The sequence below is a fragment of the Bacillus sp. V3B genome, assembly GCF_024494465.1.
Taxonomy (GTDB): Bacteria; Bacillota; Bacilli; order Bacillales; family Cytobacillaceae; genus Bacillus_BD.
This window is the reverse complement of record NZ_JAETXM010000015.1, coordinates 16,017-29,247: the sequence shown is the minus strand read 5'-3', so window position 1 is coordinate 29,247 and position 13,231 is coordinate 16,017. Positions and strand designations below refer to the sequence as shown.

Below are 13,231 nucleotides of genomic sequence, written 5' to 3'. Positions count from 1 at the left end.
TGTATTGTAACGTGTATTTTATAAAAAATCATACTAAAATATAAAAATTTCACTGATTATTTTCTCGGGCTTTTCTTACTAGCAACTGTTTAGATACATCATCAGCTGCTTTTTGTACGAGTTTCGTCAATCTAGTATTGGATTCGATCCTTTTTACTGTATCAGTTGTGCTTCTTTCCAAAAAGATTACTGCAGGGATATCCTTCTTACTACTGAAATATCAACGCATACCTGCCGCTTTTTCCACCTGTGCTTGATGGCTAGAGTCTCCCTTGCCATCTTTATGTCGTGTACTATTACCAAAATACACATCAAAATGGCCTGTAATTCCATTGTTGGCAATATATTCTCGTTCATGAGGCATAAAGCTCATGCTTGCCGCTATTTTTCTTCCGTCTACTTCTAAAATGACCGCTCGGGGAGTCCAAGAAAAGCCGCCCCAAATTGACTTTGCCACATTTGTATCATTAACCGTTACAGTTTCGGAATCTGCATGGTTTGCCCCAATGGTGCGTTTGATATCAAAGATTTTTCCTGTTGCAATATCTGTTACTTTTGCTGTTTTATTTATCGTAAAAATGTATTGCGCTTCTGTCCGCCAATCCAAATACTCTCCATTCTTTTCGCTCACTACTTGTTTTACGGCAATATTGTGTACGGGGACTTTTATCTTTTGTCCAATAGAAAGTCTACTATTCATAGTTAAGCTGTTTACACGTAACAATTCGGCTTGTGGGATCCCGTATCGTACGCTTAAATCCCAAATGTTGTCACCAGAAGCGATGGTATGGTTGAGATAAGTAATGGTGTTTGCACCTGTTTGTGCGGGTGCGTCTATCCCACTGGGTATCGTTAAGACTTGACCTACCTGTAATGTGTCCGTCTTTAAATTATTTGTTGTTTGAATGGCAGCAATGGCTACTCCAAATCGGTTAGCAATCACAGATAAACTGTCACCTGTTCGAACAGAATAGGTAAAAGTTGTTCTATTTTCTTGGACAACTGGATCTGGTGTTGGTTGCACTGTATTTGTATTTTTTGAAGGAATTGTTAATTTTTGACCCACCCGAATGATATCGGTTGTTAAATTATTTGCATTTCGTAACGATTCGGTTGATACTCCCAATCGTTTGGCGATCACAGATAAGCTATCACCTGACACAACCATATATGTCGAAACTGTTGTAGAAGTAGATGCTGATGGAGTAACTTCACCACTAGTAGGAATTTTCAACTCCTGTCCTACTCGAATGATATCGGTTTTGAGATTATTTGAACTTCGTAACGATTCGGTTGATACTCCCAATCGTTTGGCGATCACAGATAAGCTATCACCCGACATAACCGTATATGTACTTACCGCTTGTGAAGATACAGGCGTCGGTGTTATGTTTGTTTTTTGCATTTCACCAATTAAAGTAGGAATAATTAAGGTTTGACCAAGACGAGTTGTGTCACTCGCTAAAATATTTGCTTTTTTGATCCCATCCACCGTTGTTCCATATTTTTTTGCAAGAACCGTTAAATAATCACCTGTCTTCACTATATGAAAGGCTTTCGGGATGATTAACCGTTGATTTAATTGCAACACATCTGATGTGAGATTATTTGCTCGTTTAATATGATCAACGGAAGTATTAAACTTTCTTGATATAATCCAAAGCGTTTCTCCGGATGAAACCTGATAGTAAATATGATTCGCTTGTGCCCCTTGAGAAGTTTTTACCGTTAGTTCAGCTGCTTGTGCATTATTCATTTGATCAATTAATGAAATAGATGAAACAACCATCCCGCCAATTATAATCTTGACCATAGATACCTTTAAATCTGGGTATCGTTCTTTTAATATTCGTTGTGCAGTGCCTAAAAGATCTTTTCTTACTTTTGGATCTTTGCCTAACTCATCTGAAAATTCTGTTAAATAATTATCAAGATGGAGAATTAAGGAAAAGCCATCTGATTGTGTGCTGATTTTTCTAATTTCATGTCTTTGATAAGGTTCCATTCCTCTCTTCTCCTTTAACCAAATAGAATGTTACTATCGTTTCCTTTAGTTATAATATTTTGTATGACATTAAAATAAGCTATGATTTTTGAAAATCATAGCTCTTCAGTGTTTGCTTTTTTCAATTTTGTTTCAAACAACGCCAACGTATATCGGATAAATGATTGCGTATCAAACGTTGGCGTTGTTTGTAAGATGATATTACCATGGTGAAAGTATAAACAACAATCACAAGTTTTTTCCATTTTTGGATTATAACCATTTTGGTATTCTTTTTCCATCCCCTCCTTTATTATCATAAAGAAGCTAAGACTCTAGAGTCAGCAAGGTTTGTATCAATTGGACATCCTTTTGCATCTCTTCCATATTGCCATAACCATACATTTCCTCCCCAATTCGGTTTCCGTCGCTTCATAATGTGAATGATTCAATTTGTTTGGGGAGGGCATATAATATTACTCAATTACATTTTGTAAGATCGTCTCTATGTATTGTGATGGTATTGCAACTCCAATAATTTCTTTCGTCTCGATGGAAGGATTTTGTAAAGTGGCAAAGATCACGCCGATTACTTCCCCATTTTGGTTAATAACAGGACTGCCGCTATTGCCTTTATATATCGGGGCTTCAATCATCAAAACGGGGATATCCCAGTCTTTTAACACAACTTCACCCACAATCTTTCCTTCATTGGCTATTTGAGTAAAAGCTAACGGGTTCCCGATAAATACAACCCTCTCTCCTTCCCATTGTTCTTCTTTTTTTTCAAAAGATAGCGGGAGGGTTGACAGGTTATTGGCTTCGATATCAACAATGGCAATATCTAAATTCGGGTGCTTAGAAATGACTTTCCCTGCATAAGAACCTCCTGATTTAAAATGGACATTCACTCTATTTGTATGTTCAACAACATGCTCATTTGTCACAATTAATCCATTAGCATCGATATTAAAACCTGTTCCTTTTACCCCTTCCCATTCAATCGTTACAATCGAGTTCTTGTATTCTTTCACTTCTGGATTCTTTGATAGTCTATTTGACACCTCAACAAAGTGAATAGCAGGTATATTAAATATATTCACCCACATCCCTAATCCGCTTATTAACAAAGCCAATACTAGCAAAGAACTAACAATTTTAACGATAAATCTTTTTCGCTTTTTCCTTCTTTTTTTGTTTTCTTCCCATTCTTCGTTATTTTCTTCTGTAAAAAAAGCATCCCAATCCATTTCTTCATCCGTTTGTTCTAGATTTATATCTTTATTTTCTTTATCCACTTTTTCCCCCTTATCGTATGGCTGTATGTATTTATTATATCTTAGGTATAATAAAATACCGATTTTTATGTAAACCCTGTTTCTAAAATGAGTTATTTTGACGATGAAAAAGATCTTAACTCAATTGCTATCGACGTATTAGTCCTAGGTCGTCGTGGGCTTATTAGAGTGTTATCATCTGGGAAAAAATGACTTGCTTGATCGTTAAGCAGACATTTCCTTTTCATAAATATTATTATCAAATTCGCCCCGCCGAATTTGCGTCCGGATTTTGATCGAGCTCGCTCGATCAATGACCTTTAAAAAATCCGAGGCATCCGCCGGAGGCTTAACTTCATTCAGTCGGGGTTTGAACCCCCACTGAATCAGAGAGCTTTTTGCATTCATCCCCCACTTACAGAAGTGGAGGACTTCTGCTGAATGAAGTTAAATAATGAATAAATTTGTTCTTTCATTAGATAATATTTCAGTAGAAAGAATACCAAATAAAGAATCGAAAGAAGGTGCCAAGTTATTAAAAAGAGGTTAACGATTCTGTGTACGACATTCATATTAGGGATGGGGAGTGAATCTACGATTCCAACGAGTTATGCTGAATCGATTGATCACTTAAGTGGTAATGAAACGGGTATTGACTCCGCTCAACAACAAATACAACATGAATCAACTTTCCCCGATATAGAGGCTACTCCAGCCATAGCTCAAGAATATATAGAATCTGTTATTTCAGCAGGTTACAAATACATTGGCAATTCTGTCTATGTGTTTGGTGGTGGAAGATCTGAAGAAGATATTGCCAATGGAAGATTTGACTGCTCCGCCTTCGTTCATTGGGCATTTAATCAAGTAGGGATCGATGTCGGTCTTAGTACAGATTACATAAAAAGTTCTGGTCGCCAAGTTTCAGAAAAAGAATTGAAGCCAGGGGATCTCGTTTTTTTTGATACTTATAAAAAGGATGGTCATGTGGGCATTTATATTGGAAATGGTAAATTTATCGGTTCACAAAGTTCTACGGGTGTGGCCATTGCAGATATGACCAAGGGTTATTGGAAAAAGAGATTTAATGGACGAGTCGTTCGAATTGTTGAATGAATTTCATAAAAAAGAAATGCTGTATGAACAGGTAAACCATTAACTAAAATGAGGATAGTAGAACCTTGCCAGAGACAAAACTCTACTATCCTCATGATTCTTAACCGTTTATCTCTTCATTCATTTTTGAAGCTTATCTTGAACGATTGAACAAAGTTTCGTTTCTATCTCTTTATCTATTTTTTCTACATTTACACGTCCTGAAAAAAATGTAGCCCCGCCACCCATATCGGCAATCCGACTTGGAGTTAATGCATTAACCAACTGTTTTTTACCAGGCATATCTGACCAAAGGCCTTGGCTAACAACCACTCCCGATAGAACTTGATCACCTACAGAAACCGTTAATTCACATTCCCCGCGGTCGTTCCATATACGGACAACGGTGTCATTTTCTATTCCTAGACGATCAGCATCTTGCCCGTTCATAAATAATATAGATGTTTTCTCAAGTTGGATATGTTTCTCATTATTCGAAAACGTAGAATTTAAAAAGTTATGGTTTGGTGCAGGAATAAACAGAAATGAGGAGAAATTGTTCCATACATCCGAGCTAATGTATAGATATCTTCTACAGGTACTCTTGTAATATCGGAAACACTTTGTGGTGAATATTGCTCAAGATGATCTTCCAGTTCTTCATATCCAATCGTGTACACTTCTAAAAATGCTTGATCCACTAATTTTTCTTTGAAGAGAATATGCATGATTCCTAATGCGAGCGCCCCGTCAGTCCCAGGCATAATGGGGATAAACCAATCAGCCATGCGTCCAGTTTGATTTTTATGAACGTCAATGACAATAATTTTAGCTCCCTTTTTTCTAGCTTTTTGTGCGATCATCATTTGATGCATATTTGTACTAACGCCATTAACTCCCCACATGATAAATAACTGGGTTTCTGTCATTTCTTCTGGATCAGTACCATAGCTTCCACCCATTGTGTATTTATATCCTACTGATCCAGCAGTTGAGCAGATAGTTCGATCTAATTGACTTGATCCAAGACGGTTAAAGAAGCGTCGATCCATTCCTTCTGCAGTGATATTCCCCATATTTCCATAAAAACTGTAGGGAAGAATGGATTCTGGACCTTCTTTTGCGATCAGTTTTTTCCAATGATTTGCGATCGTTTTGATTGCTTCTTCCCAACTAATAGGGATAAAATTCCCATCGCCTTTTTGTCCAACACGTTTCAAGGGAGTTTTAAGTCTCTTAGAATCATATATTCGTTCACCCATATTTCGAACTTTGTTGCAAATATCCCCTTTTGTCACAGGGTGACCAGGGTCTCCTTCGATTTTGATAATTTTTCCGTCTTTTTTATGTAAGAGTAGTCCGCATTGATCTGGACAATCAAGAGAACAGACCTAAGGAACAACACCATTTTCTACATTAGTATATGATTGCATATCTAAGATCCTTTCATTAATAAAAATTTTTATAAATGATACCATAATAGAGAAATCATTATAGTATCTTGAAAAAATACGAAATTCCTTTTTAATATAGATTTCAGAGTACCGTAAAAACTCCTGCTAGTACCAACAGGAGTTTTTCTCATAATAAATAGACTTTAAATCCATTCATCTATTTTTGAAATTAATTGTAAAATTCACTAGGGATTTTCCCGAATTTTCTTTTATGGTATAGTAATGGCTCTTTGTCTTCATTTTGAATATCAATGACTTCACCGATTAAAATGGTATGGTCACCAGCTTCTATGTTTTTAAACGATTTACATTGTAACACGCCGTAAGCACCAGAAATAACCGGTAGACCATGTTCAGAGATTTCCCAGTCACAGTTCGCAAAACGGTCAGTTCCTTTGGAGGCAAAAAGGGAACAAATATCGCTTTGATCACTAGCTAATGTATGCACAGCAAATTTCTCTGCATTTCTGAAAATATCTAATGTAGAAACTCGATGATCAATAGACCATAAAATGAGTGTTGGATCTAATGATACGGAAGCAAATGAATTAACCGTTAATCCAACAGGTGCGCCGTCTTTATCAACCGTAGTTACAACTGTTACCCCGGTAGGGTAATTCCCCATTACTTCTTTGAAACGTGATTCATTTGTACTTTTATCCACTTAAAACACACCTTCCTTAAACGTTATTAAAATCGTTGTAAAATAAAGAAATGGCATGTAACCGGATAAATTATTCCTATTTACAATGCATTTCTTTCCTTATAATTTTCAGATGACAAATAAAGAATTGTTTCTACTATAAATATGCTAATAAACATATTAAATATAACATGCTTATTAGTGTTATTTCCATAATTTTGCTTTAGCCTATGATCTCTCCTGTATTTAACTAGATATATTTAAAAATGTTAAATCTTCCTATTTAAGAATATTACTCTATTGTTATTTCATGTATAATAAATGGTGAAGAATGAGTATATTTTTGTTTCTAAATAAATTTTATACATAAAGAAAGGTGAACAGAATGGAAAAGAGAGTGTGTGGAAATGAACTAATGCAAGCATTGATTGCGATTACACCATGGATTGCTGAGATGATGCAAACTGATATGGGTTTTGCCGTTACAGATAAAGAAAAGTTTATCATTCAACGTGACGGTCAAACCGTTAAATTGAATATTTCTCCTGGAGATCCGGTTAATCCTAAATCTGCAATGGCTGAGGCCATGCGAACAAGAACTCCTGCTGCAAAGAATATGGATGCTTCTTTATATGGGATTCCAGTTAGAATTTATGGATATCCTATTTTTGATGAGACTCGGAATGTGATTGGTTCTGTAGGAATTGCTAGAAATATTGAGACCTGGACAGGATTAAACAAAAGTGCCGAAGAATTATTAGTATCTAGTGATGAAGTAGGAAATATTATTGATCAATTTCTACAAGTAGCTTCCCAATTAAATAATGATAGTATCATACTACAAACAAAAGCTGATGAGATTAATACTAAATTTCAAAAAACCAATCAAATTTTGGAGTCAATTAAAGCGATTTCTTCTCAAACGAGATTAATTGGTTTAAATGCGGCGATTGAAGCGGCTAGAATTGGTGAAGTGGGTAGAGGATTCGGGGTTGTGGCAAATGAAATTAGAAAACTATCAGGAAATAGTAATGATGCTAGTGTAGAAATTGAAAAAACATTAAATGATTTACAAATGGATTTACAGAACATTACAGAGGAAGTTACTTCCATTAATAATACAGTGATTAACCAGTTAGAAAAAGCGAAAGAAATTAATGCACGGGTTGATCGATTTGAAGAGATATCAAAACTCTTGATGGAATTATCTAATCGATTATAATAGCGCTTCATCGAGAACAAAAGGCTACAATAAAAGAACAGCTATCATTGATAGCTGTTCTTTTATTGTAGCCTACATCATTTAAAATGATGTAAAAAGTATTTTTTGAACTTCTAGTTTCATCTTCCTAAAAGTTTTTTTGTTGAAGAGCCTTAAAAGCAGAATTCTTTAGAATGATACTTAACATGATATATCCAAAAAGGGAACCAGCAAACGAGCTAACCATAAATGCTGGGATAAAACCAAATAGAGCGGCCTCTTGCCCTAATAGAAGAGTTGCTAACGGATAACATGCAATCGCTCCTAAAATCCCTGTACCGATGATTTCACCGAAGAACGTCATCGATAGTTTCTTTGTTTTCATAAATAAATAAGCCGCTAAAAATGCTCCAATCATGCTCCCAGGAAAAGCGAAAATGGAACCTGTTCCCATGATATTTCTTAGCAATGATACAGAAAAAGCTTGCAAGACAGCATATGCTGGACCTAATAAGACAGCTGATAATACATTGATAAAATGCTGAATGGGAAATACTTTTGTAAATCCAATAGGTATGTAGATAAGATGGCTTGTTAATGTCCCGATTGCAACCAACATAGCAGTCATGGTCAATTTTAATGTTTTGTTCAAAATAAACTCTCCTTTATTGTTATTAGATAATGAGGCAAGATAAAAAGCCAGACCCAATGTAGGACCTGACTTTGTTAGTAAGAAGAAAAGTTGTTAGCAGTTCTACTTTCCTACGCCGGTATAAGCCGGATCAGGTCCAAAGAGTTGAAAAACAGCACGTCTTTCTCTCAGCCCTTTAACTTGGGCACCCCTAGTAGTTATTAAAATATTATTTTTCTATCATAATACTATCATTAAAAAATGTAAAGATTATTTTGAGATTTCGTCATACAAGCAATAGATAGATAAACACGAGTTGTTCCTCGTATTTATGTTTTTTCCTTTATAAATTTTTTTCTTTAATCTCTTCCAACACACCATCCCATAATTTAGTACGGGTCTCCAAGCATTTTTCTCCAATAATATTTGCTCTACTTATTTTTGTTGGATCATTTTCACATAATTCAAGAAGTAACTTTTCCGCCAATGGACCATGATGATCCTCATCTACTTCTATATGTCTATTTAAGTAAAAAACTAATCGCTCACTTGAAGAGCCTGTCTCCATCAATGAATCGACTAACGGTTTAAACATTTCTGGAATTAACCCTTCACGTCCATAGAAAAAGGCAGAAGCTACTTCATAAACTTCCCCGTTTATGGCTAAATCTAAATTAAATGCTACAAAATCCTTTATACTATTTCTTATCGTGCTATTTTCTGCTAATGCTGTTTGATAATCTGCTCCCTCTTTCAAGCTTTGTAAGAAGGAGTTAAAGGGCCCTGCATTTGCCCTACACTCAGCCATGGCCTCTAAATAAAGAGAAAAGTGACTACTGTACCCACCTTTCCCATCAATATCTGATTCTTCTGCCACAACAATTTCATTAATAAGACGAGAAAATAGAGGTTTTTCATAGGGAAACCATGGCACATCTACACATGTAACCGATTTTTGTAACCTTTTTAACAAACACATAAAATCCCACACAGCAAATACATGATGTTTCATAAACACCTTCACTCTTTCAGGTGTTGTAATCTCTTGATAAATAGGATGAGATACCAGTTTTGTTCGAATCGATTCTAAATTACTTAAATCTTGAGTTGTCATGTTAAAATCTCCTTATTTTTTATTTCAGTTTGTTTCATTATACAACATTACCCAAATACTAATCTAAAATTACCAATTATTAAATATTTTATTGGACAGGATTCATAAAAGTTTTTTGAGGTTTTTACAACTATTGTTTTGGTTTATTATCCTATAAATACGTCTGTAACTACAAACAAAACAGACATATCATCACGACATGTCTGTTTTGCTACTAGACTTTTTATTCTTTCAATAAGATTGTTTCGAATTATTTTATAGCTATTAGTCTATTCAAAATCCTTATTTATTTGTCATACTTTCAAACTTTTCTTCAATCTTTCCTTTTGATGCAAATTGAGGACTTGGTTTTCCCCCCCATCGATCAAGTGTCCATGGAGAGGGCTCAAGTAAACGAGCATCCCTTGCCTTTTCTTCTGGAAATTCCTCCATTCCAAAACTGTATTCTAATGTCATTCCATCAGGATCTAAGAAATAGAAGAAAATGCTCTCCGAAGGTTCATGACGGCCTGGCCCAAAGGCAATCGGAACATCTCCGTTTAAAATTCGATTTCTTGCAATCCCAATGTCATCAATATCTTCTACCATAAAGTTCACATGGTGTAATTTATTCTCAGTATTTTTAATTAATGCAAAGGAATGGTGATAAGGATTTGGGAAACAACGCAACCATGCATTTTCACCTAAATGATCTGAAACAATAAAGTTTAAGTTTTCCTCAAAAAACCTTATTGTGCTATCGACATCGATGACATTAAGAACCACATGTCCCAATCTTTGAATTTTTGTATGTGTTGGGACAAAATTCTTGATCATATGCATCATTTTACTATAAAACTCTAACTCTAAACCGGTATTTGGTTCCACGATACGGAAAGATCTTCCTTGTTTAAGTTCCTTTAATTCAGCTTCAGAAACTTCCCTTGGGTCTAATCCATTTTTCACAAATTTATTGTATGTCTTTTCAAGTTCTTGATCATTCTCCATTTGAAATCCAACTCGCTTGATTCCTGATTCTGTAGAAGGATATAAGATGACATTATGATGGTCATTGCTACAACGGAAGAATGAAAGACCCTTTTCATTTTCTTCAACATGCAACAATCCAACCTCTTTATCATAAAATTCCGTTGATTTCTGAACATCCGTTACATTTAATGCCACATAACCTATTTTTTTATAACGAAACATATATATCAACCACCTTTTCTTTTTATAAAATAATGCTTACTTTTCCTTGTGGACGTAAAGCTTCTAATTTAAGAATTACTTTCTTAGACTTAATTTTTAATTTGCCGTCTTCTTTCACAAATTCGTATTCGTTAACACCCACATACGTATCAAGAAAATCACGTTTTGCACGATAAGCTGTAAAATTACATCTTACAGATACCACATCCTCTGTATTATTCACGATTCTTACATTACTCACATTATGAAGAGTCTGTGAATGTGGATATTCAACATGGGCTTCTTTTTTCAACAAACGTAAAGCCCTTTGTTCTAGACGTGCACGATCATCATGAACTAAGAATAGTGACGTTTTAAAATCTGCATCAGGACTTCCAATTGGCGGAATCACATAAGTTCCCTCTGTTGAAAATAAATCTGCCCATTCTTGCATTTGCCAGGTATCCAGTAATTCTGCCTCTTGATATAAAAACGCTTCAATTTCTTGACGTGTTATATTCATACGTGAACCCTCCCAGTTTCTTTTTGGGACATAATGGTATTCCATTGTCTCCAGAAGGCACGCATTTGTTCTTCATCATTTGATTCAGGCTGTTCCCTCATCATCCCTTTGGAAATATCATTCCATTCTACTTCTTTATTATTTAAGAAGCCTTCTTGACACAACTCAAGTGCTTCATTATCATCTGGCGTCGCAAATCCGCCTGGACCTATGAATTCTAAGAAATTATCATTTCTTCTATATCTAAATTGATCCGTTTCTCCTTTTGATGCTAAAGCATAGGCGGTTACTTCCATATACTCCGGTTCGGTTGGATAAAAAGTTCTGATCGTAATCGCCATAATGTCATTGATAACTAAGTTTGGAAATATTAATAGATTACGGTTATACGTAGCGATCCTGTCTGCTCGTTCCTCTCCAAACTTTTCGGTTAACTTAGCTTTTATTTCATCGGTTTCTCTCTTGCCTTCTTCTCCCCAAGCAGGTATCCATTTTGCAACTGGTCTTCCCCATGGAGCTTTGTATTCAACCACCCCATGTCCATTTCCTAAATCATTTCCAACACCTTTAAGATCCTCCTTTGATAATTCACCACCACGAGTAGCAACGATATCGAAATAAGTCTTATGTGTTGGCATTCCATGATAGGAATCCACACTATTTTCAGCTAATAACTTCCAATTTGCCCGTACACTGTATTGTTGGGGTTCCTCTAAAACTTCCATTCCTAAATCTGATTGGTCTGCTATTAATTCAAGATATTCTTTTGCGTTTCCTAAATAATCTTCTAAAGAAATCGCATTTTTATCAAAATTAACAAAGTAGAAACCACGGAAATTTTCAAATCGTGCTACTTCTTGGAGATTTTTAGCCCCATCACAGTTAAAAGTTTCTGGAAAAGCCTCTTTACCAGGCATTCCCACTAATTCACCTTTATTATTAAAGCTCCAAGCGTGATAAAAGCATCTAAATACTTTTGCGTTTCCTTTATTTTCTCGACAAACTAATGCACCACGGTGTGAACAAGAATTATACAAGGCTCTAACAACTCCATCACTTCCACGTGTGAATAGTAAATTTCGACCACCTACTTTTTTTCGATGAAAATCACCCTTGTTTTGTACCTCCGATTCATGTCCAATAAATAACCAACATTTACTGAAAATTTCATCTCGTTCTGCTTCTAGAATTTCCTGTTCAGTAAATACACTACGATGGACTAAAAACTCAGAATTTAACTTGTCATCAACAATATACTTTTTCATTAGAGTCCCTCCTGAAAATGATTGTTTATTCATAATAGAAAAGTAATTTACGGGTGTAATTATTTACTAAATATTCAGAAAAAATTAAGTGCATTCTTATTTCTAATACCCTCTTTATCTTCTTCACTGATGTTTAAATGATCGAGCCAATGACCAGGGAATTTCTCTCGAATGACAAATGGATAATCAGATCCAATCATTAATTGACTGGTTCCAACCGTTTCGATTAAATAGTTTAAAGTACGAGTGTCATAGACTAATGTATCGTAAAAAATCTTCTGTGCGTAATGGATTGGGGGCTCAGGACATATCTTTTTCATATCCTCCATCGTTTCCCAGCCATAATTTAATCGTGGTAATATAGTAGAAATCGTTCCGCCACCATGACTAACAAATACTTTTAGGTTAGGGGATTTTTCTAGTATTCCCCCTGTAATCAGTGAAGCGACGGCTAATGCATTTTCTGTTGGAAATCCGATTTTTGCCGCTAATTCAGGATCTTGTAATGGAACCATTCCTAGTCCCCAAAAACGATCTGGGCTTGATGCTATAAATTCCGATAGTTGAAAGTTGATATGACGTGAGAAGTCAAGAGTATCATTCGCACTAAACCAATAGGACAACAATTCTGGCATAGGCGATAATACTTGTATGTTCACATTTTCATGATCCATATCTTCGATTCTGCGCTTAGGACTCTAACATTGGTCTGTAATCGTTCTAAAATTTTTACCGGATATCATCACCTGTTTATCATGTGATTTCCCACAAACACACTTTGTTGCTGACCACCTATCTCCACCAAGTCTTCCTGCCATTGTTGGCAAGTTTTCAGGGACAAAATGGGTATGAACATCTATAATCAATCGTTTTT

General features: G+C 35.5%; 12 protein-coding genes, 3 pseudogenes and 1 riboswitch. Of the genes and pseudogenes, 2 read left to right on the top strand and 13 right to left on the bottom strand.

Annotation, left to right across the window (positions count from 1 at the left end):
* Positions 1-220 precede the first annotated feature (220 nt).
* From JMM81_RS15645 to JMM81_RS15635, 4 genes and pseudogenes are all read right to left on the bottom strand, one after another.
* Positions 221-2,005, bottom strand: coding sequence for a LysM peptidoglycan-binding domain-containing protein (locus tag JMM81_RS15645; RefSeq protein WP_256242493.1), 1,785 nt, complete (start codon positions 2,003-2,005; stop codon positions 221-223).
* A gap of 95 nt (positions 2,006-2,100) precedes the next feature.
* A complete protein-coding gene (locus tag JMM81_RS15640; RefSeq protein ID WP_256242492.1) occupies positions 2,101-2,286 on the bottom strand; it encodes a hypothetical protein in 186 nt (61 codons plus the stop codon).
* 14 nt (positions 2,287-2,300) lie between these two features.
* Positions 2,301-2,405, bottom strand: a pseudogene (locus tag JMM81_RS23300) (glycoside hydrolase domain-containing protein); the annotation flags it as partial.
* Positions 2,406-2,460: 55 nt separating this feature from the next.
* Complete coding sequence (locus JMM81_RS15635; protein WP_256242491.1) at positions 2,461-3,282, bottom strand: S1C family serine protease; 822 nt, start codon at positions 3,280-3,282, stop codon at positions 2,461-2,463.
* 711 nt (positions 3,283-3,993) lie between these two features.
* Between JMM81_RS15635 and JMM81_RS15630 the strand changes: the two are divergent.
* Positions 3,994-4,377 (top strand): annotated as a pseudogene (locus JMM81_RS15630) (C40 family peptidase); the annotation flags it as partial.
* A gap of 120 nt (positions 4,378-4,497) precedes the next feature.
* Here JMM81_RS15630 and JMM81_RS15625 read toward each other — a convergent pair.
* Both JMM81_RS15625 and JMM81_RS15620 read right to left on the bottom strand, forming a co-directional pair.
* Positions 4,498-5,789 (bottom strand): annotated as a pseudogene (locus JMM81_RS15625) (molybdopterin-dependent oxidoreductase).
* 190 nt (positions 5,790-5,979) lie between these two features.
* Entirely contained in the window at positions 5,980-6,435 is a 456-nt protein-coding gene (locus JMM81_RS15620; protein WP_256242555.1) for a flavin reductase family protein, read from the bottom strand.
* A 403-nt stretch (positions 6,436-6,838) separates the two neighbouring features.
* On the opposite strand from JMM81_RS15620, the gene JMM81_RS15615 reads away from it, so the two are divergent.
* Positions 6,839-7,675, top strand: coding sequence for a methyl-accepting chemotaxis protein (locus JMM81_RS15615; protein ID WP_256242490.1), 837 nt, complete (start codon positions 6,839-6,841; stop codon positions 7,673-7,675).
* A 127-nt stretch (positions 7,676-7,802) separates the two neighbouring features.
* Here the strand turns inward: JMM81_RS15615 and thiW are convergent, their stop codons facing one another.
* From thiW to JMM81_RS15580, 7 genes are all read right to left on the bottom strand, one after another.
* A complete protein-coding gene (gene thiW, locus JMM81_RS15610) occupies positions 7,803-8,306 on the bottom strand; it encodes an energy coupling factor transporter S component ThiW (protein ID WP_256242489.1) in 504 nt (167 codons plus the stop codon).
* A 90-nt stretch (positions 8,307-8,396) separates the two neighbouring features.
* Positions 8,397-8,508, bottom strand: a riboswitch (TPP riboswitch).
* A gap of 120 nt (positions 8,509-8,628) precedes the next feature.
* Positions 8,629-9,399, bottom strand: a complete 771-nt coding sequence (locus tag JMM81_RS15605) for a DUF3050 domain-containing protein (protein ID WP_256242488.1) — start codon at positions 9,397-9,399, stop codon at positions 8,629-8,631.
* 282 nt (positions 9,400-9,681) lie between these two features.
* On the bottom strand, positions 9,682-10,590 hold the full coding sequence (locus JMM81_RS15600; RefSeq protein ID WP_256242487.1) for a VOC family protein: 909 nt from the start codon (positions 10,588-10,590) through the stop codon (positions 9,682-9,684).
* A gap of 22 nt (positions 10,591-10,612) precedes the next feature.
* Positions 10,613-11,092 (bottom strand): aromatic-ring-hydroxylating dioxygenase subunit beta, encoded by a 480-nt coding sequence (locus JMM81_RS15595; protein WP_256242486.1) that lies wholly within the window; start codon positions 11,090-11,092, stop codon positions 10,613-10,615.
* Positions 11,089-12,357 carry an aromatic ring-hydroxylating oxygenase subunit alpha gene (locus JMM81_RS15590; protein WP_256242485.1) on the bottom strand — a complete coding sequence of 423 codons (1,269 nt, stop codon included), beginning with the start codon at positions 12,355-12,357 and terminating at the stop codon, positions 11,089-11,091. The genes JMM81_RS15595 and JMM81_RS15590 overlap by 4 nt, the downstream gene beginning before the upstream one ends.
* Positions 12,358-12,431: 74 nt before the next feature.
* The gene (locus tag JMM81_RS15585) at positions 12,432-13,031 is read right to left on the bottom strand and encodes an amidohydrolase family protein (protein WP_256242484.1); all 600 of its coding nucleotides are present in this window, start codon (positions 13,029-13,031) and stop codon (positions 12,432-12,434) included.
* Positions 13,032-13,055: 24 nt separating this feature from the next.
* Positions 13,056-13,223, bottom strand: coding sequence for a hypothetical protein (locus tag JMM81_RS15580; RefSeq protein ID WP_256242483.1), 168 nt, complete (start codon positions 13,221-13,223; stop codon positions 13,056-13,058).
* Positions 13,224-13,231 lie beyond the last annotated feature (8 nt).